Source organism: Rhodopseudomonas sp. P1 (assembly GCF_039642825.1).
GTDB classification, from domain to species: Bacteria; Pseudomonadota; Alphaproteobacteria; order Rhizobiales; family Xanthobacteraceae; genus Rhodopseudomonas; species Rhodopseudomonas palustris_H.
On sequence record NZ_CP088006.1, the window covers coordinates 3,341,758 to 3,365,334 of the forward strand.

Sequence of the window (23,577 nt, forward strand, 5' to 3'; positions counted from 1 at the left end):
GATGTGTGGAATCTGCGGAGAGATCCGCATGCGTGGCGAGCCCTCGATTTCGTCATTGAAGGCCGTCACCCGCGCGATGCATCGGCGCGGACCTGACGCGGAAGGATTGTTCTCACAAGGCAACATGGCGTTCGGGCATCGCCGCCTCAGCATTCTTGATCTGGCCGCCGCTTCGCAGCAGCCGATGATCGACAGCGAACTCGGCCTCGGCATTGTTTTCAACGGCTGTATCTACAATTTCCGCGAGCTGCGCGAACAGCTGACGCAGCGTGGCTACCGGTTCTTTTCGCAAGGCGACACAGAAGTCATCCTCAAAAGCTATCACGCCTGGGGCGCCGATTGCGTCACCAAGTTCAAGGGTATGTTCGCCTTCGCGCTGTGGGAGCGCGACAGCGGCCGTGTGGTGCTGGCGCGCGATCGCCTCGGCATCAAGCCACTGTACTACATCGATCACCCCGACTATTTCCGCTTCGCGTCCGACCTGCCCGCGCTGCTCGCAGGCGGCGACGTCGATACGTCGCTCGATCCGGTCGGATTGCATCACTTCTTCAGCTTCCACGCCGCCGTGCCGCCGCCGCGCACCATCCTGCGTGGCGTCAAGAAGCTCGAACCCGCCACCATTCTCACCTTGGAGCCCGATGGATCGAGGACCACGCGGCGCTATTGGAATTTCGCGGTCGGCGCCCGGCGCGACGATCGGGCGATGACTGAGCAGGAGTGGACCGAAGCCGTCACCGACGCAATGTTGAACGCGGTCGATCGCCGCCGCGTCGCCGACGTCCCGGTCGGCGTCCTGCTGTCTGGCGGCCTCGACTCGTCGCTGATCGTGGCTCTGCTCGCCAAACTCGGCCATGCCGACGTCAAAACCTTCGCAATCGGCTTCGACAGTATCGGCGAGCACCGCGGAGACGAGTTCTATTATTCCGACCTGGTGGCGAAGCACTTCGCAACCGCCCACGAGCAGATCAGGATCGACGGCCGGGAGGCTCTGCAGCATCTGCCGGACGCGATCCAGGCGATGTCCGAGCCGATGGTCAGCCACGACGCCGTCGCCTTCTATCTGTTGTCCCGCGAGGTCGCCAAACGGGTCACCGTGGTGCAAAGCGGTCAGGGTGCCGACGAAGTCTTCGGCGGCTATAGCTGGTACCCTTCCCTACTCACCGCGAATAATGCCTCCGACCAGTATCGCGAAGTGTATTTCGACTGGAAGCACTCCGACATCGCCAAACTGCTGACGCCGGATCTGGTGTCGGACGACTACAGCTCGGAGTTCGTCGAGAGCTTCTTCGACCGCACCTCGGCGAGTTCGCCGGTCGACAAGGCGCTGCAGATCGACGCAGAAATCATGATGGTCGACGATCCGATCAAGCGGGTCGACAACATGACCATGGCCCATGGCCTCGAAGCGCGCGTCCCCTTTCTCGACCACGAGGTGGTCGAACTGGCCGCCCGGCTGCCCACCTCGCTCAAGCTCGGCGACGGCGGTAAGTCCATTCTCAAGAAGGCGGCCCGGCCGCTGCTTCCTGCGGAGGTCATCGACCGGCCGAAAGGCTATTTCCCGGTTCCGGCCCTGCGGCATCTGCGGGGTGACTTCCTCGACTACGTTCGCGACACCCTGTCCTCGTCCGCTGCGCGCAGCCGCGGCCTGTATCGTCCTGAGTTCATCGATCACATGCTCCATCATCCCGAAGCAGAAATGAGTCCGAAAGGTCATTCGCGGCTGTGGCAGGCCGCCCTCCTTGAAGTTTGGTTGCAGACCCATGTTTGATCCGAAGATCCTCGACAAGCTCAGGCTCAACCTGAGTGCCAATCAGCAGCACTTGGTGATCCGGTCTGCGATCGGCATCGATGCCAATGCCGCCTATTCGTTCGGCATCGAGGAAGAGTATTTTCTCGCCGACGCAAAGACGTTCGAAGTCGCCATGCAGACGCCGAACATCCTGTTCGAGGCCGCGAGCTGGTCGACCGGCGGTCAGGCGATGCGGGAGATGCTGCAGGCGCAGATCGAAGTGGCGACCAATGTCCACGTCGATCCGAGCGATGCCCGCGAGGAGCTTCGCTTCCTGCGCAATGAAGTGGCGGCAGCGGCGGCGCAGCACGGCCTGGTGATCATGGCCTGCGCAACCCATCCGACGGCGTCGTGGCGGTTCTCCAAGCCGAGCCCGAAGCCGCGCTATGCGGAAATGATCGAGGACCTGCGGACCATCGGTCACCGCAACATGCTGTGCGGCATGCACGTCCACGTCCAGATCCCACCGCCGGTCGAGCGCGTCGCGGTAATGCGGGCGATGATCCCATATCTGCCGCTGTTCATCGCGCTGGCGACGTCGTCGCCGTTCTGGAACGCCAAGGAGACCGGCCTGCGCGGCTATCGCCTCGCCGCTTACGACGAATTGCCCCGCACCGGCCTGCCGGAATTGTTCACCACTCAGGCCGAGTACGACGCCTATGTCGAGGCGCTGGTGCGATCGGGCGTGATGCCGGACGAAAGCTACGTCTGGTGGGCGCTACGCCCGTCGCTGCGTCACCCCACGCTCGAGCTTCGCGCGCCCGACGTGTGTACGCGGCTTGAGGACGCGGTGCTGATCGCGTCGTTGTACCGCGCGCTGATCAAGTATCTCTGCGAGCACCCGACTGCAGCCCACAAGGTCGGCAACGTCGAACGCGCGATCGCGGTTGAGAATAAGTGGCGCGCTCAGCGCTACGGCACCGACTGCATCTTTGCGTCGAAGGATGGTCCGATCGAAATCCGCGAGTTTCTCGACCAGGTGATCGCTCGCGTGCTGCCGCATGCCGAAGATCTCGGCTGCGCCAAAGAGGTCGAAGGCTGCCGCGAGATCCTGGAGCGCGGCAGCTCGGCCGATGCCCAGCTCCGGACCTATCGTGACAGCGGTGGTGATCTCCGCGCCGTCACGCGGTGGATCGCGCGCCAGACCCTGGGCGAGGACGCCACGCCGTTCGCACGCGGACAGGCCGAACAGGTCCAGTAAAGTCGCCTCCGCCGTCTGAGCTGATCGGGTCGCATCAAGGATGCGACCCGACCGCCGTTTGCCGACGCGGTTCGGCGTCGTGCGCGGCCGGCGCCAAGGGCGCGGCGTGATCGACCGTCCCCTCGCCATGCTGCGTCAGCGGCCGGTTGCCGGTCAGGGCGCGCAGCAGCACATAGAACATCGGCGTGAAGAAGATGCCGAACGCCGTGACGCCGATCATGCCGGCGAACACCGCGACACCCATGGCGTGGCGCATCTCGGAGCCGGCGCCGGTCGAGGTTACCAGCGGCACGACGCCCATGATGAAGGCCATCGATGTCATCAGGATCGGCCGCAGTCGCAAGCGGCTGGCTTCGATCGCCGCCTCGATCGGCTTGCGCCCGGCGAATTCGAGTTCGCGCGCGAATTCAACGATCAGGATGGCGTTCTTGGCCGACAAACCGACAAGGACGATCAATCCGATCTGAGTGAAGACGTTGTTGTCGCCCTTGCTGATCCAGACGCCGAACATCGCGGCCAGCAGTCCCATCGGCACGATCATGATGATCGACAGCGGCAGCGTCAGGCTTTCGTACTGCGCGGCCAGCACCAGGAACACCAGCAGCAGCGCCACCGGGAACACGATCAGCGATGAATTGCCGGCGATGATCTCCTGGTAGGTCAGCTCGGTCCACTCATACGAGGTGCCCTTCGGCAGTGTCTCCTTGGCGACCCGCTCGATCGCGGCCTGCGCCTGCCCGGTCGAGAAACCCGGCGCAGCGCCGCCGCTGAGGTCGGCCGTGAGGAAACCGTTGTAGCGCATCGCCCGCTCCGGCCCGGCGCTTTCCTTGACCCGCAACAGCGTCGACAGCGGGATCATCTCGCCGGAGTCCGAGCGCACCTTGAGCTGGCCGATATCATCCGCCCGCGCCCTGAACTTGGCGTCGGCCTGCACCCGCACCGAATAGGTGCGGCCAAACTTGTTGAAGTCGTTGACGTAGAGCGATCCGAGATAGATCTGCATCGTCTCGAAGATCGACGTCACCGGCACGTTGAGCTGCCGGGCCTTGGTGCGATCGACGTCGGCATAGAGCTGCGGCACGTTGATCTGATAGCTGGTGAACAGCCCCGCCAGCTCCTTCTGTGCGCTTGCCTTGGCGACGAACGCCTTGGTCGCCTCGTTGAGCGCCTCGTAGCCGAGCCCAGCGCGATCCTCGATCTGCAGCTTGAAGCCGCCGATGGTGCCGAGCCCAGCCACCGGTGGCGGCGGGAACATGGCGATGAACGCATCCTGGATGCCGGCGAACTTCTTGTTCAGCGACAGTGCGATCGCATTGCCGCTCAGCGACTTGTCCTTGCGCTCGGCGAAGTCCTTCAGGCCGATGAAGACGATGCCGGAGTTCGACGAGTTGGTGAAGCCGTTGATCGACAGGCCGGGAAATTGAATCGAGTTCTCGACCCCGGGCTCCTGCTGGGCGATCTCGCCCATCCGGCGGATCACTTCCTCGGTGCGGTCCAGCGTGGCGCCGTCTGGAAGCTGCGCAAAGCCGACCAGATATTGCTTGTCCTGCCCCGGCACGAAGCCGCCCGGCACCGCGTGGAACAGATAGAACGTCGCCCCGACCAGCAGCAGATACAGCCCCATGCCCGCTGCCCGGCGTGACACCACGCGCCGAACGCCGCCGCCATAAGCCTCCGAGCTGCGGGTGAAGAAGCGATTGAAGCGAACGAAGAACCAGCCGAGGGTCTTGTCCATCGCCTTCGTCAGCGCGTCCTTCGGTGCGTCATGGCCCTTCAGCAGCAGTGCGGCGAGCGCCGGCGACAGCGTCAGCGAATTGAAGGCGGAGATCACCGTCGAGATCGCCACCGTCAAGGCGAACTGCTTATAGAACTGCCCGGTGAGGCCGGTGATGAAGGCGAGCGGCACGAACACCGCGACCAGCACCAGCGCGATCGCGATGATCGGCCCGGTCACCTCGCGCATCGCCTGATAAGCGGCCTCCTTCGGGCCGAGGCCGCGTTCGATGTTGCGCTCGACGTTCTCGACCACGACGATGGCGTCGTCGACCACGATGCCGATCGCCAGCACCAGGCCGAACAACGTCAGCGCGTTGATCGAAAATCCGAACACGTGCATCACCGCGAAAGTGCCGACCACCGACACCGGCACCGCGATCAGCGGGATGATCGACGCGCGCCAGGTCTGCAGGAACAGGATCACCACCAGCACCACCAGCGCGATCGCTTCGAGCAACGTGTGGATCACCGCCTCGATCGAGGCGCGAACGAACTGGGTCGGGTCGTAGACGATGTCGTAGGACACGCCGTCCGGCATGTTCTCCTTCAGCTCCTTCATCGTCGCACGGACGTTGTCGGAGATCTGGATCGCGTTCGAGCCCGGCGATTGGAAGATCGGCACCGCCACCGCGGATTTGTTGTTGAGCAGCGAACGCAGCGCGTAGTCGGCAGCGCCGAGCTCGATCCGCGCGACATCGCGCAGCCGCACCACCTCGCCGTTGTCGCCGTTCTTGACGATGATCTCGCCGAACTCCTCTTCGGTCTGCAGCCGCCCCTGTGCATTGACGGAGAGCTGCAGATCGAGCCCCGGCTCGCCCGGCGAGCTGCCCACCTGCCCGGCCGCGGCCTGGACGTTCTGGGCGCGGATCTCGCGCACCACGTCGGCCGGCGACAGACCGCGCTCGGCAACCTTCTGCGGATCGAGCCAGACCCGCATCGAATAGTCGCCGGAGCCGAATAACTGCACCTGACCGACGCCGGGAATCCGCGCCAGACGATCCTTGACGTTGAGCACCGCGTAGTTGCGCAAATACGTCATGTCGTAGCGGTCGTTCGGCGACATCAGATGCACCACCATGGTCAGGTCGGGCGCGCTCTTGATGGTGGTGATGCCGAGCGCGCGGACTTCCGCCGGCAGCCGCGGTTCGGCTTGCGAGACGCGGTTCTGCACCAGTTGCTGCGCCTTGTCGGGATCGGTGCCGAGCCGGAAAGTGACGTTGAGCGTCATCTTGCCGTCGGTCGTCGCCTGGCTGCTCATATAGAGCATGTTCTCGACGCCGTTGATCTGCTCCTCGATCGGCGTCGATACGGTCTCGGCGATCACCTTCGGATTGGCACCGGGATATTGCGCCGACACCACAATCGTCGGCGGCGCAACTTCGGGATATTCGGAGATCGGCAGCACCGGCATCGACAACAGGCCGGCGAGGAAGATCACCGCCGACAGCACGCCGGCGAAGATCGGGCGATCGATGAAGAACTTGGAGAAATTCATGGCTGTGATCCGCCGGTTCGCCCGCGCACGAGCGCAATGATCCCTGCACGGCGGACGGGACGTCTGCCGCGTGATGTCTGACGAGAAGAAGGAGGTTCGGCTCCGCCTTGGCGGCGGAGCCGCAACGGTTAGTTCTGAGCCACCGTCTTGTTCGCGGCGGCGTCCATCGCCACCGTCTCAGGCTTGATGGTGACGCCAGGACGGACGCGCTGCAGGCCGTTGACGACGATGCGCTCGCCGGCCTTCAGCCCGGACGCCACCACGCGCAGGCCATCGACCGAGGCCCCGAGCGTCACTTCGCGATATTCGGCGTGGTTCTGGCCATCGACCACCATGACGAACTTCTTGTTCTGGTCGGTGCCGACTGCGCGCTCGCTGACCAACAGCGCTGGCTCGGACTTCGGCTGCCCCATCGATAGCCGCGCGAACTGTCCGGGCATCAGCCGGCCATCGGCATTATCGAACATGGCCCGCACCCGCACCGTGCCTGAGCGCGGATCGACCTGGTTGTCGATGAACTGCATCTTGCCCTTCACCGGTGCCCCGCCCGCAATCGTCGTCATCTCGACCGGGATGCGTTCGATGGCGCCCGGCGTTCTCTCATCAGCGAGCGTCTTCAATGCGCGGGTCACGACCTGCTCATCGGCATTGAAGCTGGCATAGATCGGATTGACCGAGACCAGCGTCGTCAATAGCGGCGAGCTCGGGCCGGCGGCGATCAGATTGCCGACCGTGATCTCCACCTTGCCGACCCGGCCGGAGACCGGGGCGCGGATTTCGGTGTAGCTGAGGTTCAGCTCAGCGGTCTTCAGCGCCGCCTCGGCGGATTTGAGGTTTGCCTCCGCCTCGCGATAGGCGTTGAGGCGGTTGTCGACCTCGCGCTGGGTGATGCTGGAACTGGAGAGCTGCTGGCTGCGCTCGACGTCGGCCTTGGTGAAGACGACGCGCGCGCGGGCCGCCGACAATTGCGCCTGGGCCCGATCGACCTCGGCGGCGTAGAGCGACGGGTCGATCCGGACCAGCAGGTCGCCCTTGTTCACCAGAGCGCCTTCCCGGAACTGGATCTCTTGGACAGCGCCGGCGACCCGCGAGCGGATCTCAACTCGTTCGATCGCCTCGAGCCGGCCGGAGAACTCATCCGAGGGGGTCGTGGCCTTGGCCTCGACCAGCGCAACCGAAACCGGCACAGCGGCCGGCGCCGCCGCGGCCGCTTCCGCCTGCGCGGCCCCGGTGCGCTCCATCAGCACCGCGCCGCCCGCGAGAGCTACCGAAGCCGCCACAATCCCGGCACTCAGCGCGACATTTCGACCAATCTTATTCGCCATGATGACTCCCGTTCAACCATAGCGGGCTTGCAAAAAGCCCAGCAACTTCAGTAACTCGTGGGTGCGATGCAGTTGGCGAGATGCCTCTCGGTCCATGTTGCGACGCACATATCCGTACCGTCCGGTATAAATGGACTATCGACATCCACTGTCAAGAGACTTATCTACCGGTTGGTAGAAATCTCTGGAGATCCAGCCATGGCCCTGGGACGCCCCCGCGAATTCGACGCCGATGCGGCGCTCGACCTGGCTTTGCATGTGTTCTGGCGCAAGGGGTACGAAGGCACCTCGATGGCCGACCTCACCGAGGCGATGGGGATCACCAAGCCGAGCCTGTATGCGGCGTTCGGCAACAAGGAAGATCTGTTCCGGAAAGCCCTCGACCGCTACGTCGACGGCCCTGGCGGCTACTATCAGGCCGGCCTGCAGAAGCCGACCGCGCGCGAAGTGGTCGAACACATTCTGTACGGCGCGGTCGCCGCGATGACGGATCCCAGCAACCCGGGCTGTCTGGCGGTGCAAGGCGCGCTGTGCTGCGGCGAAGCGGCCGAGACGATCAAGCAGGAACTGGCCGCGCGGCGCGCGAAGGGCGAGCAGGACCTGCAAGACCGCCTCGCCCGCGCGATCACCGACGGTGATCTGCCCGCCACCGCGGATGCCGGCGATTTGGCGCGCTATGTGTCGGCGATCCTGCAGGGCATGGCGGTCCAGGCAGCGAGCGGCGCCTCCTCCGATCAGTTGCGCAAGCTCGCCGACATGGCACTCCGAAACTGGCCCCCGTGTAACGCCTAGGCTGGTGGGGCGTGACGAAAGCGTCGGCTCGCCGCAAACATTTCGTTAAGGATACGGTCACCCGGTTACCAACATTGCGCGCAGTTGCTATCGCTTATTAGGAACTGTCGACGATGTTGCGACAATGCGCTTTCCGGTGTTGTCCCGTTTTCTGCACCCCGACCCGCGGATTCGCCGCGAGCTGGTCGAATTGCTTTATACCTCGCTGCCCCAAGTGGCCGCGATCGGCGTCACGTCCGTCACCGGAGCGGTAGCGCTGGCGCTGATCAGCGGCGATCCCGGTTACGCGGTGATCTCGCTGTGCATCTTCGTCATGGCTACCGCGCGCGTTGTTTCCCTCCTGCGGTACAAAGCCCGCGCCGCACAGTTCACCGATGCCGATGTCGTGCGCTGGGAGCGCTTGTACGGCGCTGGTGCCACGCTGTTCAGCCTCACGCTCGGCGCGCTGTCGTTCCGTGCGCTGCAACTCGGCGACGGGCCGGGCGCCTGGGTGTCGTTCGGACTGTCGATGTCATACTGCGTGGGCATGGTGTCCCGGGCCGCAATCCGGCCGTGGATCATTCTTACTGCCTCCGCCGCACTCCTGACGCCGATCATGATCGCCGGAATGATGCGGCCCGAGCTCGCCTACAACATCGGCGCCGGCATGCTGGTGCTGTTCTGGCTGACCCTGCGGGAAGCATCGAAGCATCTCAGCGCCGCATTCACCGAGCGCCTCGAGACCAAGCACCGCCTGGCCCGGCAGGCGACGCACGATTTCCTCACCGATCTGCCGAACCGCGCCGGCTTCCTGCAGGCGCTGTCGGGCATGGCGGGACACTTCGCCGTGGTGGCGATCGATCTCGACGGCTTCAAGCCGATCAACGATCGCCATGGTCACCACACCGGTGACGATCTGCTCCGCCAGGTCGCCGAGCGGCTAACCGCCTGCGTCGGAGCCGACGGCGTTGCCGCGCGGTTCGGCGGCGACGAGTTCATGCTGCTGAAGCCGGTCGCGAGCGCTGAACGGGGCCGCGACGAAGCGCTGGCTTTGGCGCGAAAGGCGGTGTTCGACCTGTCGATGCCGTATCTGCTGGTGGACCTGCCGGTGTGCATCGGTGCCAGCGCCGGCATCGCCGTCAGTCATGCGACGCTGGCTGGAATCACCACCGCGCAACTGCTCGAACGCGTCGACCGAGCGCTGTATGTGGCGAAGCGCGCCGGCGGCGGTTGCGCCTGGGCGGATGGTGAAGTCGAGCAATCCTGCTGCTCGCGCAGCGCGCCGTTTTCGATGGACCCTGCGGCGGCCTGATCGTCGATACGTTCCAGCATCGACTTTTACGGTAACTACTCACCAGCCCCTCTGAGAAGCTTCGTTTGCGCCAATTCAATGCGCGCCCTGTCGTCGCCGTGACATAACTCCGGCGTCAGATCGTGCCGTGCATTGAGGTCGGAGTGAGTGGCGATGAAGCAGCGAATTCTCGGTAGCAGCGGAATCAGCGTCGGCGAGATCGGACTCGGCTGCATGGGGATGTCGCCGGAGTTTTACGGCTCCTCTGACGACGCCTCATCGCTGCGCACGCTGGAGCATGCCTACGAACGCGGCGTCACGCTGTACGACACCGCCGACATGTACGGCCGCGGTCACAATGAGCAACTGCTCTCGTCGTTTCTGCGCGCGCACCCCGACGTGCGCATCGCCAGCAAATTCGGCATCGTGCGTCAGGACAATGTGCTCGAGCGCACGATCGATAATTCGCCGGAGTACATCGTCCGGGCCTGTGACGCCTCGTTGAAGCGGCTCGGCGTCGAGGTGATCGATCTGTACTACGTGCACCGGATCGACACCAACCGGCCGATCGAGGAAACCATCGGCACGATGGCACGGCTGGTCGAGGCCGGCAAAGTCCGCGCGCTCGGCATTTCGGAGTGTTCGGCGGCAACGCTACGCCGGGCGCACGCGGTGCATCCGATCGCAGCGGTGCAGAGCGAGTACAGCCTGTGGACCCGCGATCCGGAAGCCGAAGTGCTGCCGGCGTGCAGCAAACTCGGCATTGCCTTCGTGGCTTACTCGCCGCTCGGCCGCGGCATGCTGACTGGCGCGATCAACGACGCCAACGCCTTCGAGGCGAACGATTACCGCCGCCGCTCGCCGCGGTTCGTCGGCGATAATCTCGATGCCAATCTGAAGCTCGTGGAGAAGGTCCGGCAGCTCGCGGCCGCTAAAGGCTGCACGCCGGCGCAGCTTGCGATCGCCTGGCTGCTGCACCAGAGCGATCGGATCATTCCGATCCCCGGTACGCGGCGGATCGCGACGCTGGATGAAAACCTCGGTGCGTCGGAGGTGTCGCTGAGCGCGGATGATCTTGCGACCATCCGCGACGCGCTGCCGCCCGGAGCCGCCGTCGGTGCGCGCTATCCGGACAGTGCGCTGGCCGGGCTCAACGGCTGAGGCCGACCAGCTAAGTGAGATTAGGTCTTCGGAGCGGCGGCCGGCGCCTTGTCGAAGAAGCCGTTGTAGCAGGCAAGCCGCTCGTCCTCTTCCTTGAGCAGGCGACAATCCGCCGCAGTCTTGGCCGGCTTCGCTTTAGCGCCCGCCTTGGTCGCCTTCGGCTTCGGCGGATACACCGCATCGAAGCAATCCAGCCGCTCCTTGGTGGCGTCCTCAATCTCCAAGCACGCCTTCGTCTGATCGGCAATCGACGGCTTGGCGGCCGCTGTGTGCTTGGCCGCCTTGTGGCCCTTCGGCTTGATCTGCACCAGCGGCTGATCGCCGACCATCGGCGTCCCGTTGGTAGCGGCCGGCGCAGTGCCTTGAGCCGGTGCGTTGCTTTGCGCCAGCGCCGCGCTCGACACGAGCAGCGCGGCAAGTACCATGATCGTTCTCATCGAAATCCCCGTCCCTTGCCCCGTACCACACGCGGCTGGCCGCCGCCCGCGGCGATGATCCTCAAACCGGAGCCATCGGGTGCCGTCAAGCACGCCGGCTGCCGCAGCCCTGGTCCTTCCACCGTTCAGCACGGCGTTGCGATTGCGGCAGGTTTTGGGCAAGCCCACCCGGCTCCACATCTGCCGCGACTGGCCAGATGAGCGCCAAGGCGCTACAGCAGCACCGATGAAACGGATGCTGATCGCCCTCGCCATCCTGATCCCGGCCTCGGCCGGTGCGGAACCGCACAAATCGGCGGCGCCTGCGGCGCGCGCGGAAACGAACAGCGCGCCGACGCGTCCACTCGCGTCCGGGCGAAATCCATGCGCGGCGTTCGGCCCGGGCTTTGTCCAGGTCGAAGGCGGGACCACCTGCGTCAAGCTCGGCGGCAGCATCAGCGTCGGGGCCGGCGTCCGCCGCTAACCTCGGAGCCGTCCGTACTGGAACCCACCGGCCAATACCGGATTATGGGTCTCATGACGTTTTTGCGACAAGTTCCCACCCAGACCGCGGCGGCCCCGCATCCGGCTGTCCGGTTCGCTCCGCTCGCCGGGCTGACGCTGCTGCTGGCAGCGCCGGGCCTCGCCATCCAGTTCGGGCTGCTGCCGTTCGAGTACCGGATGGGCGCCCTGATCGTGGTGTCGGCGCTGTGCATTGGGCTGTGCCTGTGGGCGGGCTTCTCTTTCACCGAACTCGGCTTCGGCCGTCCGCACCAATGGCGGCATTGGCTTGGAGCTGTTGCGGTCACCAGCCTGATCTCGGCGGTGATGCTGCTCCAGACCCGGTTGTTCAGTTTTGACGCGCAGCCGCCGGCCTGGCTCAGCTTCGCACCGTTCTACGTGCTGGTATCAAGCCCGTGCCAGGAGGTGGTGTGCCGCTCAATTCCAAAGCTGATCACCGACCGGATGGAGCACGGCGGCTGGGCCTATGTGCTGTATTCGGCGGCGCTGTTCTCACTGATCCACCTCTGCTACGGCGATCCGGCCCTGCTACTCAACACCTTCCTGCTCGGCGTGGTGTGGGGATTCGTTTACTGGCGCACGCTCAACATCTGGCCGCTGATCGCCTCGCACGCCGCCGTCGGCACCCTCGCCTTTGCGCTCGGGCTTGCCTGATCGCCGTCCTCAGATCTCGAGCTGCGTCCCAAGCTCGACCACACGGTCGGTCGGAATCTTGAAGAAGGTCGTCGCCCGCGTCGCGTTCAGCGTCATGAACGTGAACAGCCGCTCGCGCCACAGCGCCATGCCGGGATTGAGGCTCGGCACGTAGGTTTCCCGGCTCAGGAAGAACGAGGTCGACATCATGTTGAACTCGTGCCCGAACTGTTTGCACAGCGAAAGCGCAGCCGGAACGTCCGGCGTCTGCATAAAGCCGTAGCGGATGATCAGGCGATGGAAGCCGTCGCCGATATCGGTCATATGCACGCGCTCGCTGTCCGGCACGTAGGGCGTTTCGGCCGTACTTACCGTCGTCAGGATGACGCGCTGATGGACGGTCTGATTGTGTTTCAGATTATGCAGCAGCGCCGGCGGCACGCCATCGGTCGCGGCGGTCAGAAACACCGCCGTGCCCCGGGCGCGCGACACGTTTGGCCCAAGCGCGCGCAGCACCACGTCCAGCGGCACCGCCTGCTTCTTGAGCTGCTTGCGCACCAGCGCCCGCCCACGACGCCAGGTCGTCAGCACCGTGAACGAGATGAAGCCGATGAACAGCGGGAACCAGCCGCCCTGCGCGACCTTGATGATGTTGGCGGCGAAGAACGCAAAATCGAGCAGCAGCAGCGTGCCGATCACCACCGCGACCACAGCCGGGTGCCACCGCCACAGCAGAGCGGCGACGAACGACACCAAGATGGTGTCGATCATCATCGTGCCGGTCACGGCGATGCCGTAAGCCGCGGCCAGGTTGCTCGACGACTGGAAGCCCACCACCAGCGCCATCACCGCAAAGTACAGCGTCCAGTTGGTGAACGGCACGTAGATCTGGCCGGCCTCCTCGCCAGAGGTGTGGACGATCGTCATCCGGGGCAGCAGGCCGAGCTGGATCGCCTGCCGCGCCACCGAGTAGGCGCCGGAGATCACCGCCTGCGACGCGATCACCGTGGCGAGCGTCGCGAGCGCGACCATCGGCACCACCATCCATTCCGGCCCGAGCCGGAAGAACGGATTCTGGATCGCGCTCGGATCATGGATCAGCAGCGCGCCCTGACCGAAATAGTTCAGCAGCAGCGCCGGCAGTACCAGGCCGAACCACGCCAGCCGGATCGGGAAGCGGCCGAAGTGTCCCATGTCGGTGTACAGCGCCTCACCGCCGGTGACGGCCAGCACCACAGAGCCGAGCGCGTAGAAGCTCATCAGCGGATGACGGAACACGAATTCGATCGCGAAGGTGGGGCTGATCGCTTCGAGAACTTCGGGCGCATGCACGATGTTGGCGATCCCGAGCAAAGCCAGCGTCAGGAACCACAGGCACATGACCGGGCCGAACAGCCGCCCGACCAATCCGGTGCCGCGCGACTGGATGGCAAACAGCAGAGTCAGCACCACGGCCGTGATTGGCACCACATAGGCCTTCAGGTCCGGCGTGACGACTTCGAGGCCTTCCACGGCGCTGAGTACCGAGATCGCCGGCGTGATCATGCTGTCGCCGTAGAACAACGCGGCGGCGATCACCCCGAGCATCATCAGCGGATAGTGCACGCGGCGTCCGCGCGTCAGTTCGGTCACCAGCGCCAAAAGCGCCAGGCTGCCGCCCTCGCCGTGGTTGTCGGCGCGCATGATGACGATGACGTACTTCACCGTCACCAGCAGCATCACCGTCCAGAACACCAGCGACAGCACGCCGAAGATGTTGTCCGGCGTCACCGGAATCGGGTGGTGGCCGGCGAAGGTTTCCTTCAGGGCGTAGAGCGGGCTGGTGCCGATGTCGCCGAACACGACTCCGATGGCACTGACCAGGAGACCGATGCCCTTCTTCTGCTGGCTCATTGCCTATCCTCGGGCCGCCTGGGCGGATGCAATAGACGCTGGGCACAGCACCTGCCGCGCGGGCGCCGCAGCCGGACCATGAGCCGGCGCGCTGCGCCGATCTCCCCGGGGCAGCACTCGAAATCGGTCCCGCGTCTGTTGCATGAAGGCTACGCCCCTTGATTGACCTGGATCAGGGGCGCGCGGCGCCGACGCTCCAGGACGTGGTCGAGTGTGTGTTGATTCGGTTGAAGCCAGTCAGGCGCGGCTGCGTCGATTGCCTAGAAGCATAGGTTTGTCACCATGTTTCCGCGCTTGTCCTTAAGCACATAGGGGCAATCGCTCCGCTTCAGCGCCGCCTTTGCGTCGGCATTGCCGAGCGCGGCAGCCTTCTCGTAGTACGCTTTGGCCGCGTCACTGTCCTTCGGCCCGCCGCGGCCGGCCTGGGCGAACGCGCCCATTTGCAGCAGAGCACCCGGGTGCCCCTGCCCCGCCGCCTTCTCGAACAGAGCTCGCGCGCCGACATCGTCTTTCGGACCGCCGATACCGTCGGCCAACATCATGCCGAGCTGATATTGCGCTTCGGCGTTACTCTCCGCGCCCTTGGCAAGCAAGGCTCGGGTTTTCACGGGGTCGGACGACGCCCCACCGCCGAGCGCCGCCAGATTGCTGATACCGCGCGGGTTGCCCGCGGCCGCAGCACGCTCCAGGAGCTGCCGCGCCTTGGCCTCGTCTTTCGGCAGCCCGACGCCGGTCGCGTAAGCCACGCCGAGTTCGACCATGGCTGCGCTAGAGCCCTTATCCGCGGCCTTACGGTACGCGGCCATCGCCTCGGCGGTCTGCCCGCCGGCCGCATAGGCACGACCGAGCGCGTACATCGCCCGGCGCGATCCGGCCGAAGCAACACGGCAGTACTTGATGGCGGTCGCGACATCGCCGGGCGCGATCTCGGTGACGCCTTTCACATCGGCGGGCTTGTCGGGATCGGCCGGGTCAGCGGCGATCCGATCGCACAACACCAGATCGGCCGACTGCGCGTGTGCGGAGGTGATCGCGCCCCCAAGTAACAGCGCGAGCAGGACAGCCGATCCGCCGGCGGCCCACGATCTCGTCATCATCATTCATCCCCAAACACGCGGGCCGCGCCGGCTCCCGGCAAGCAGCCTCCGGCCGCCACAGGCTGCCTCGATCGGGCGCAATCTAGCCAATCCCCACGCAGGTTTAAACTGACCCGGCGCGACAAAGGATTGTGGAGGAGACCCGCGGGCCATCGAAAACCGACTTGCCGCAAGCATCAGGATGGGCATCGGGCACCGCCTCTTGCCCTGCGTCAGCCGCTCGGTCGGGCCGCCCCCGCCTCGGAACTATTGCATTTGCGCGTCGTTCAAGCCGGCAGTCTCAGCCAAGGAAGAACCTAATGACGATTTTGAAATGGACGCTGATCTTTCTGGTCGTTTCGATCATCGCCGGCATCTTCGGATTCACCGGAATTTCCGCCGCGTCTGCCGACATCGCGCGGATTCTGTTCTACATCTTCGTGGTGATTTTCGTCGTGCTGCTGATTCTCGGATTCACGATCTTCAGAGCCTAATCAGTACGCAGCGCCCTGCGCTTCGGCGCAGGGCAGCCATGATCTGCTCCCTGTTTGATCTGCCGCAAGCGGTGGCCCGCCACCTTCGACCAAGGTCCGGTTCGCGTCGCCGATATTCAATATTGCAATGCAACATCGGCTCCACTAGGTAAACGCACTCAACCCGGGGCCGTCGATGAGCGAAGACTGGAATACCAAATATGGCGTGCGGCGCGTGCGACGCGACCCGCCGACTCTTGAAGAAGCGATCTTTGCGGCGGCCGGCATCACCGACGACGTTGACTCGCAGGCGGAGATTGCTGCGTCCCTGATGGGGATGCCGATCGAAGCGGTGTTGAAGGAAGTCCGGAAGTCGGCCCGTGCCTCGGCACGGACGTCGCGGGTGATCACCGGCGAACAAGGCTTCCAGCGCTCGGTCGTGGTTGAGCGCCGGGTGTCGCGCCGGATCGTCGGCAACGACAAGCGGATCTGACCGGCCTGCGCGCTCGGCCGTTCGGGCGCACCAGCCTTTGACCAAAAAAAGAACGCCGCGGGCTGTTAGCACGCGGCGTTGTTGTTTTGCGGTGCCGGATCGTCAGGCCGCGCGATTGAAGCCCGACATTCTCAGAAACAGGTTCCAGCAAGCCTGATTGAAGGAGATCAGCGCATTGGCGGCGCCGCCCGGAATGTCGATCGAGCGCGCGGGCGCGACCGTGTCCGCCTCGTGCTGGAGATCGATCGTGCCGGTCGACTCGCCCTGGCGGAAGGTCAGGTGCGCGCCGAACTTGTTCGCGAGCGCGCGCATCGCCTGGTTCTGCGAGCCGGTGGTGATCCGCAGCTTCTCGTAGCCGAGCGAGCGTGCGACCTCCATCAGCTGCTTGAACAGAATGCTGCCGATGCCCTTGCGGCGCAGATGGCTTTCCACGCTGAAGGCGATTTCGGGAAGCGAGTCGATGTGCAGATCGGGCTGATGCAGCTCAGCAGCCGCATGCACAGAACCGTCTTCCGCAAAGAATGCGATGATGATGGTGCCGTCGCCGCCGCACTTCATGGCGTAGCGATCGATGAAGCCTTCGTCGGCGAAGCCATTGAAGCGATCGCGCCGGCTTTCGGCGTCGAGGCGCAACAGGTGATCCCGCAGCAGCGGCAGCTCTTGATTGATCAGGGATCGGATCGTCCCTTTTGAGCCGGTGAGATCGGCGATGAGAGCGTCGTGCATAAGTCTTCTCTCCTCTCGGGATGACCCTCAAGGAGGCGTTCTCTTCCCTAGACAGAAGTCATATTGTGCATTGCACAATAATATTCAAGACCCATTCGCAGGCGACGCCTAGGAAAGAACGGCGGAGAGCCCTCGAACTTTCGCAAAACCTATCTAAACTAAGGCGGTTAAGGAAGCTTGAGGCAGCGCAAACGGTGCTCGGGGAGCGGTTTTGCGTCGCACCCTCGTAATCTTACGGAGGGCTAAGACCTTATCATAGCACCATCTGCGTCTGCGTGACCACGGCCACCAATTTGCCGTCCTCGGTCTCGATTCGGGTCTGCCACACCTGGGTCCGCCGTCCGCGATGCACCGGCGTGGCGGTCGCCACCACGGTTGAGCCGGCCCTCGCCGGGCCGATGAAGTTGGTCTTGCTCTCCAGCGTCGTGGTGCCCTTGGCATCGGCCGGCAGGTTGATCACCGTCGCGGCCGCGCCGACGCTGTCGGCCAGCGCCATCACCGCACCGCCATGAATGCTTGCACCCACGGTGCAGAGATCGTCACGCACCAGCAGCGTGGCGACGACACGGTCGGGTTCGGCTTCGGTGAAGCGGAGCCCCATCAGCGCCGCGAACGGCAGCGGAAATGAATTGATCTTCTCCAGCGGCGTCATGGTCGCGCCTCCCCTGCCCGCCGATGTGGCGACGGCGGCGCGGGCTGCCGACCGTCGCTCATTTGGATTTGTCAGGCGGACCGATGCCTACCGGTCCGCCTCGGTGCAATGACCTGTCAGGTCATCGACGCAGCACGCGAGCTGTGCCTCAGACCGGCTCGACGCCACACCATTCGGCAATGAACAGCGCGGTCGCCTTGGTCGATTGCCGCAGCGAGTCGAGATCGACGTACTCATTGAAGCCGTGCATCGCCGCACCGGAAGCGCCGAAGCAAAGACTGGGGATGTTGTAGTTGAGGCCATAGAACCGAGTGTCGGTCAACGCGGTGAACACCAAATCTTCGGGCGCACCGCCATACACCGCGGAGAACGCCTTGCCGAAGGCGGCCTCGGGTTCGGCCGAGTTGGTCAGCTCATAGCCTTCCGACAGGAAGCCCGACCACTCCACTTGCGGCGGATTGTTCGACAGGAAGCGGTGGTTGCGCGCCGCCGCGGTGACGCAGGCCATGATCTCGGCCTGGTGGTCGGCGACCGACCAGCCCGGCAGGATGGCGATGCGGCAATCGACGTCGCACCACGCCGGCACACTGGATGCCCAGTCTCCGCCCTTGATAATTCCAGGGTTGAAATTGATCGGATGCGCCACGCTCTTGAAGTGGCGATCGCTCGCCGCGCGCTTGTTCCACTCCTCCTCAAGCTTCTCCAGCGCGTGGATCAAGTGATACGCCGCGGTGATGGCGTTCGATCCCGACCCTGCTTCGAACACGTGGACGGGAAAACCGCGCACCTTCAGCCGAAACCAGATCACCCCGACCTGGGAACGCACCATCTTGCCGCCGGTCGGCTCGGGAATGAAGCAGGCATCGGCGCGATAACCGCGCTGCAGGGTCGAGAGTGCGCCGACGCCGGTGCTCTCCTCCTCGATCACCGATTGAAAGTGAATCCGCCCCGTCGGACGCAGACCGGCGGCCTTGATTGCATCCAATGCGTACAGCGCACCGATGGTGCCGGACTTCATGTCGCATGCGCCGCGGCCGTACATCCGGCCGTCCTTGATCGCGGGCGAAAACGGTGGAGTGTCCCACATCTCCAGCGGCCCGGTCGGCACCACGTCGCAATGCCCCTGCAGGATCAGCGACCGGCCGGCATTGGTGGTGGGCCGATAGGTGCCGACCACGGTCCGCGCTTTCGAAAAATCGTGCTCGATCGGACCGTAGCCGCGGAGATCCTTGAGATCCTCGAGGTCGATATGCCAGTCGTCGACTTCATAGCCGCGCTGCCGGAGCAGATCTCCGATCATGTCCTGGCACGGGCCCTCGGCCCCGCGGGTGCTGGGGATCGCAACGAAGTCACGCGTGGTGGCGAGTTGGGCGTCGAAACCGGCATCGACGGCATCGAGAATGCGGCGCTGGAGATCGTTATCGCTCATGCGGGTGGGCGCTCCTTTTTGTTTGGTCTGACACCGGCGCGCGGATCAAACCACAGATCGCCCGATTTTCCATGCAGTTTGGCCCTGCGATCGAATCATGCCCTCATGCCGCGCCACCGTTCAGGAGATCCGATGTTCCGTTCACAACCTTTGCGTTCGCCTCTGATCGTGCTCGGAGCCGCCGCGCTTCTCGCCGTTGCAACGCCGGCCGCCGCACAACAACTGCAGGTCTTCCGCGAACAGGACATCACCGAACTGCGGCTCGGCCAGAAGATCCTGGTCGACGATGGCTCCTGCCCCAATGGTCAGATCAAGGAAGTGACGGGATCGACGCTGTCGGCCTCGGGCGTCGTGGCGACGGTCAAGTGCATCCCGCGCGTGCGGCGCTGACCGGCTCACGTCCGGAAGGCAGATCTGTTAGTCGGCCGGATCGAACATGCACTGCAGAGCAGGCTTGGCGATCAGCGTGAAGGTGGCGCTGATCTGCGACTGCTTGGTCTGCGGCACCCAATCGTTGTCGATGGTCGGCACGCCACTCTCGCGGATGCCGCGCAGCAGCGCCTGCCGCAGGTCGCTATCGGACACTTTGGCGGCGGCGTGATCGTGCAGGCAGCCGCAAACAGAGTCCGGATGCGCCCACCGACTGGTCATATGCGCGGTGCACTGGCGGATGAATTCCATCCGAGCATCCTGAGCGCCAAATAGGGACCGGGTCTGTGTATGGGTCTGCGCCTGCGCCGCATGGCCGATCATCAGGCCGAAACCGACCGCCAGCGCAGCCATCCGAAACATCGTCACCAATTCCGACTCCATTCGGCGAGGTCGCCGCCGCGCCAGACTGCGCCATCCCGGACCGCAGCAACTTCCGCGACAGGGGTGCCGAGATAGGCGAAGGTCCCGGCGCCCGGCAGCCGTCCTTCCAATGAGCCGGCGGATGAAGCACCGCTGGCCACCAAAGCGAGGGCAAGGAAAAGGCTCCAGGTCCGCATCCGAGATCTCCTGCCGGTCGTCAGCCGGCCCCGCCGCCGCTGCCGTTGAGCAGTTGATAACCACGCTGTGTTTCCAGACCGCTGCAAGCGCGCAGCCGAATGGTTTCGTCCCACCCGCGAATTGTTTCGTCGGACCGTCCTCGACGAAACATTGCGGAAAAAACCATCGGGATTTCAGCACGCTCTGGTTCGGGCCAGGACGCGGCCATGCACGACTAAAGTTGCTGGCGCTGATCCAGCCGGTGGGCGGCGGTGACATCACCACGTCATCAACCGACGCTTAGTAGGGCGTGCATCCCGTTACACACAGCGGTCCGAGAACGAGGGATCCACCCACCCTCTGTTACCAACTTTGGCCGTTGGATAGTTGAGGCTGGTAATTTCTTTGGATCGGCTCTACAAATGATTAGTTGCGGAGCTTGGCGTGATCCAGCTTTGAGCCGCGCTGTGACGTCGGGTGCAGATCATTGCGGTGCATTACACCGCTGCCGTGGCAGAGACCTGGACGTTAGAGATCCGAAGATTAACGGATCTCGCCCCTCGCCGCGCCGGCTGATCCGGTTTGCGTCACGAAAGCCCGCTTCGGTTCGGACCACGCGTCGCTTGGCGACGTGCGGCAACGATTCCGGATCGGCCGCGTTCATACATGATGGAGGAAACAAAAATGGCCAGTAATGCGCTCGGCGACGGCACTGGCAGCGACCCTCCCACAGAACGCCGCCATTCCACCCGCCCGGAGGCTCTGCACACTGAGCTGCTCCGCAACGGCCGCAGAGGCGTCGCGACATCGGGGGAGATGGCGCTGCAGGGACCGTTCGGCCATTCCGCCACACAAGGCATGCCGCAGCGCCTCGTGCGTCTCATCGGCTACTGCGCACCGGCCCGTTCGGCCGCGGCGCAACCGCTCCCGACTGAGCGGGAGTCAGCCTGAATTCCAAGTGCCGTGAATTTCAACGTGCCAGAATGACACGTCGGCGCTTCGCTGCTGCTCTCCGCAGCCGAAGCGCCGCCGCCTTGATCGTTACTTGAAGAAGTCCCCGCACTTCTCGATGGTGGCGTCCGCGCCCCACGGCATCACCGGCACCGACGACGTCGAGTTCTTCGGCGAGCCCTCGATCAGCTTGTCCGAGTACACCATGTAAACCAGCACGTTCCGCTTGGCGTCGCAGCCGCGGACGATCTGCATCCGCTTGAAGAACATCGAGCGGCGCTGGCTGAACATGTCGTCGCCTTGATCGAGCTTCTTGGTGAAGTGGATCGGTCCGACCTGCCGGCAGGCCAGCGAAATGTCGGAGACTTCCTCGGCCAAACCGAGCCAGCCCTTGAAGCCGCCGCGCTCCGGCACCGTGAAGTGGCAGGCGACGCCTTTGATCTCCGGATCGTCGATGCCGTACACGGCAAGCTTGTCGTTGGGGCTCAGCAGTTTGAACACCGTCGAGCGTCGGAAGATCAGATCCGGATCGTCGGCGGCCACAGCGGCGGTGGAGGCGCCCGTCACGGCCAGCGCGAGCAGCGCCAGGGTCGCGGATTTGAAGCGGGAGAGGCGAAACTGAGAGGCACGCCGGTTCATCGAATTCTCCATAGAAACGGTTCTGTGCATTTGGTGAGCACGTCGCCGGTTTGAAAGGTGCAACTCCTACCCGCCGCCGCGTTTAACCTCCTGTGAAGCTTTTTTGTTACGGTCGGACAGATTGCGCGACAGTTCGCCACGAAGGCGAACGCATCTCGCGCCAGAGACACTAATCTAAAATCCTGCTGGCAAGATTCGGGGAAGAACTGCGTGCGCGTCTTTCAATGCGAAGCCGATTTCACCGACGAGCGTTACTCCCGCACCAGCAAGCGCACCGGTGCTGGGAGATTGACGATTTCGCAGGCAACCCTCGCCGCTGGCCTCATGGCCACTGCGATGGCGGCCACGCCCGTGCAAGCCTCGCCCGCCTGGTTCTGGTCGGACGAAGTGCCGATTTACGACGAGTCGCCGCCGGCTGCGCCGAAGCGGCATTATCAGCATCCGCGCAAGCGGCTTCAGCTCGACCACAAGGCTGAAAAGCAGATCGAAAAGCAGGCGACCAAGCCGCAAGGGCCGGTGGTGATCGCGGTTTCGATCGAGCAGCAGAAGCTCCGGGTGTACGACGCTAACGGCCTGTTTGCCGAGACGCCGGTGTCGACCGGGATGCGTGGCCACTCGACCCCGATGGGCGTGTTCAGCGTCATCCAGAAGAGCAAATATCACCGCTCGAATATCTACAGCGGCGCCCCGATGCCCTACATGCAGCGTATCACCTGGTCGGGGATCGCACTGCATGCCGGCGCCCTCCCCGGTTACCCGGCATCACATGGCTGCATCCGGATGCCGATGACGTTCGCGGTGAAGATGTGGGGCTGGACCCGGATGGGCGCCCGCGTGATCGTCGCCCCCGGTGACGTGACGCCGGTGAGCTTTGCTCATCCGCTGCTCGCCACCAAGAAGCTCGCGCCGGATCCCGAGCCGATGATGTCGGATTCGCCGAAGCCCGCGACCACGACCAAATCCGACAAGGCGGCCGTCAATGACCAACCGGCGGAGCCCACGCTTTCCGCCGACGAGCTGCGGCGCGGCCTCGCGCTCGGCAGCGACAAGCCATCGGCCTCGCCGGTCCGGACCGCGGATGCGGCCGCCGCGACGGTGACGCTGACCGATGCCTCGTCGAGCAAAGCGCCTGAGACCACCGACGCCGCTCCCGCGACGACCGGGACCGTCGATGCCACCAAGGCTGCCAAGGCTCAGGACAAGCCAGTCGACACCAAGCCTACCGACGCCAAGGCGCCTGTGGCGGCCGCACCGGCTACCGACCAGCCCAAGGCGTCCGCTGCAACGAGCGACGACAAAGCCGCAACCTCGTCCGGCGCCAAGGACCAGTCGCACGCGCCGACGAGCGATGAGCACACCGCCGCCGCTCCGACGCTGCCTGCGCCGAATCCGAGGGAGCAGATTGCCGCCTTCGTCAGCGGCAAGGATGGCAAGCTGTATGTCCGGCAGAACCAGACGCCGCTGTTCGACGTGCCGGTGACGATTGCCGCCAGCGACCGTCCGCTGGGCACCCACATCTTCACCGCCGAGCTCGACAAGGATCAGAGCGTGCGCTGGTCCGTCGTGTCACTGCCGGCGGCACTGTATAAAGCGGAACCTGAAGTGCAGCGCAAATCTCGGCGTCACGACAATGCCTTGGCGGCAGAGTCGAAAGCTTCGCTTCACACCAACAGCCCGGCCGAAGCGCTCGATCGGTTGACGATCCCGCCGGAAGCGATGAAGCGGATCGCCGAAGCGCTGACCAATGGCGGCTCGCTGATCGTGTCCGACCAGGGCATCGCCGCTGGCGAGACCGGCAAGGGCACCGACTTCATCGTCCGGTTGCGCTAAGCTGCGCACCTTCGAATCTGCGGGCAACTCCGCGGCCGTGGCAAAAAGCCGTTGGCACGGCTGGGT

Annotated in this window: 21 protein-coding genes; 11 read left to right on the forward strand and 10 right to left on the reverse strand. The window is 64.5% G+C overall.

Translation table 11 applies throughout. The features are described from left to right. Position 1: 1 nt before the first annotated feature. Both LRC39_RS15485 and LRC39_RS15490 read left to right on the forward strand, forming a co-directional pair. Complete coding sequence (locus LRC39_RS15485; RefSeq protein WP_346294878.1) at positions 2-1,768, forward strand: N-acetylglutaminylglutamine amidotransferase; 1,767 nt, start codon at positions 2-4, stop codon at positions 1,766-1,768. Beyond that, the gene (locus LRC39_RS15490; protein ID WP_346294879.1) at positions 1,761-2,990 is read left to right on the forward strand and encodes a carboxylate-amine ligase; all 1,230 of its coding nucleotides are present in this window, start codon (positions 1,761-1,763) and stop codon (positions 2,988-2,990) included. The genes LRC39_RS15485 and LRC39_RS15490 overlap by 8 nt, the downstream gene beginning before the upstream one ends. A 34-nt stretch (positions 2,991-3,024) precedes the next feature. Here LRC39_RS15490 and LRC39_RS15495 read toward each other — a convergent pair whose 3' ends face one another. Together LRC39_RS15495 and LRC39_RS15500 are read right to left on the reverse strand one after the other, a co-directional pair. Further along, a complete protein-coding gene (locus LRC39_RS15495; protein ID WP_346294880.1) occupies positions 3,025-6,261 on the reverse strand; it encodes an efflux RND transporter permease subunit in 3,237 nt (1,078 codons plus the stop codon). 128 nt (positions 6,262-6,389) lie between these two features. Continuing rightward, entirely contained in the window at positions 6,390-7,586 is a 1,197-nt protein-coding gene (locus tag LRC39_RS15500) for an efflux RND transporter periplasmic adaptor subunit (protein ID WP_346294881.1), read from the reverse strand. Between the two features lie 198 nt (positions 7,587-7,784). Between LRC39_RS15500 and LRC39_RS15505 the strand changes: the two genes are divergently transcribed. The 3 genes from LRC39_RS15505 to LRC39_RS15515 all read left to right on the forward strand — a co-directional run bounded on the left by LRC39_RS15505 (position 7,785) and on the right by LRC39_RS15515 (position 10,809). After that, positions 7,785-8,378 (forward strand): TetR/AcrR family transcriptional regulator, encoded by a 594-nt coding sequence (locus LRC39_RS15505; protein ID WP_346294882.1) that lies wholly within the window; start codon positions 7,785-7,787, stop codon positions 8,376-8,378. A 124-nt stretch (positions 8,379-8,502) separates the two neighbouring features. Further along, positions 8,503-9,669, forward strand: coding sequence for a GGDEF domain-containing protein (locus LRC39_RS15510; protein WP_346294883.1), 1,167 nt, complete (start codon positions 8,503-8,505; stop codon positions 9,667-9,669). 153 nt (positions 9,670-9,822) lie between these two features. Continuing rightward, complete coding sequence (locus LRC39_RS15515; protein WP_346294884.1) at positions 9,823-10,809, forward strand: aldo/keto reductase; 987 nt, start codon at positions 9,823-9,825, stop codon at positions 10,807-10,809. Between the two features lie 20 nt (positions 10,810-10,829). Here the strand turns inward: LRC39_RS15515 and LRC39_RS15520 are convergent, their stop codons facing one another. Further along, positions 10,830-11,246 carry a hypothetical protein gene (locus LRC39_RS15520; protein WP_264073733.1) on the reverse strand — a complete coding sequence of 139 codons (417 nt, stop codon included), beginning with the start codon at positions 11,244-11,246 and terminating at the stop codon, positions 10,830-10,832. Between the two features lie 235 nt (positions 11,247-11,481). Between LRC39_RS15520 and LRC39_RS15525 the strand changes: the two genes are divergently transcribed. Next, entirely contained in the window at positions 11,482-11,709 is a 228-nt protein-coding gene (locus LRC39_RS15525) for a hypothetical protein (protein WP_346294885.1), read from the forward strand. A gap of 44 nt (positions 11,710-11,753) precedes the next feature. Next, positions 11,754-12,401 (forward strand): CPBP family intramembrane glutamic endopeptidase, encoded by a 648-nt coding sequence (locus tag LRC39_RS15530; RefSeq protein ID WP_346294886.1) that lies wholly within the window; start codon positions 11,754-11,756, stop codon positions 12,399-12,401. A gap of 9 nt (positions 12,402-12,410) precedes the next feature. Here the strand turns inward: LRC39_RS15530 and LRC39_RS15535 are convergent, their stop codons facing one another. Next, a complete protein-coding gene (locus tag LRC39_RS15535; RefSeq protein ID WP_346294887.1) occupies positions 12,411-14,273 on the reverse strand; it encodes a potassium transporter Kup in 1,863 nt (620 codons plus the stop codon). A 260-nt stretch (positions 14,274-14,533) separates the two neighbouring features. Further along, the gene (locus tag LRC39_RS15540; RefSeq protein ID WP_346294888.1) at positions 14,534-15,370 is read right to left on the reverse strand and encodes a tetratricopeptide repeat protein; all 837 of its coding nucleotides are present in this window, start codon (positions 15,368-15,370) and stop codon (positions 14,534-14,536) included. 299 nt (positions 15,371-15,669) lie between these two features. Here LRC39_RS15540 and LRC39_RS15545 point away from each other — a divergent pair, with 299 nt between their 5' ends. Together LRC39_RS15545 and LRC39_RS15550 are read left to right on the forward strand one after the other, a co-directional pair. Next, on the forward strand, positions 15,670-15,843 hold the full coding sequence (locus tag LRC39_RS15545; RefSeq protein ID WP_346294889.1) for a DUF1328 domain-containing protein: 174 nt from the start codon (positions 15,670-15,672) through the stop codon (positions 15,841-15,843). 175 nt (positions 15,844-16,018) lie between these two features. Further along, a complete protein-coding gene (locus tag LRC39_RS15550) occupies positions 16,019-16,315 on the forward strand; it encodes a hypothetical protein (RefSeq protein ID WP_011158576.1) in 297 nt (98 codons plus the stop codon). 102 nt (positions 16,316-16,417) lie between these two features. Here LRC39_RS15550 and LRC39_RS15555 read toward each other — a convergent pair whose 3' ends face one another. From LRC39_RS15555 to LRC39_RS15565, 3 genes are all read right to left on the reverse strand, one after another. After that, entirely contained in the window at positions 16,418-17,041 is a 624-nt protein-coding gene (locus LRC39_RS15555; protein WP_107344911.1) for a GNAT family N-acetyltransferase, read from the reverse strand. A gap of 253 nt (positions 17,042-17,294) precedes the next feature. Next, on the reverse strand, positions 17,295-17,693 hold the full coding sequence (locus tag LRC39_RS15560; protein WP_164634758.1) for a PaaI family thioesterase: 399 nt from the start codon (positions 17,691-17,693) through the stop codon (positions 17,295-17,297). A 148-nt stretch (positions 17,694-17,841) separates the two neighbouring features. Beyond that, complete coding sequence (locus LRC39_RS15565; RefSeq protein ID WP_346294890.1) at positions 17,842-19,122, reverse strand: ArgE/DapE family deacylase; 1,281 nt, start codon at positions 19,120-19,122, stop codon at positions 17,842-17,844. A gap of 132 nt (positions 19,123-19,254) precedes the next feature. Between LRC39_RS15565 and LRC39_RS15570 the strand changes: the two genes are divergently transcribed. Next, positions 19,255-19,512, forward strand: coding sequence for a DUF6719 family protein (locus LRC39_RS15570; RefSeq protein ID WP_346297511.1), 258 nt, complete (start codon positions 19,255-19,257; stop codon positions 19,510-19,512). Between the two features lie 27 nt (positions 19,513-19,539). Here the strand turns inward: LRC39_RS15570 and LRC39_RS15575 are convergent, their stop codons facing one another. Both LRC39_RS15575 and LRC39_RS15580 read right to left on the reverse strand, forming a co-directional pair. After that, the gene (locus LRC39_RS15575; RefSeq protein ID WP_346297512.1) at positions 19,540-19,914 is read right to left on the reverse strand and encodes a hypothetical protein; all 375 of its coding nucleotides are present in this window, start codon (positions 19,912-19,914) and stop codon (positions 19,540-19,542) included. Positions 19,915-21,132: 1,218 nt separating this feature from the next. Beyond that, the gene (locus LRC39_RS15580) at positions 21,133-21,681 is read right to left on the reverse strand and encodes a CreA family protein (RefSeq protein WP_107346629.1); all 549 of its coding nucleotides are present in this window, start codon (positions 21,679-21,681) and stop codon (positions 21,133-21,135) included. A 210-nt stretch (positions 21,682-21,891) separates the two neighbouring features. On the opposite strand from LRC39_RS15580, the gene LRC39_RS15585 reads away from it, so the two are divergent. Beyond that, positions 21,892-23,511, forward strand: coding sequence for a L,D-transpeptidase family protein (locus LRC39_RS15585; RefSeq protein ID WP_346294891.1), 1,620 nt, complete (start codon positions 21,892-21,894; stop codon positions 23,509-23,511). Positions 23,512-23,577 lie beyond the last annotated feature (66 nt).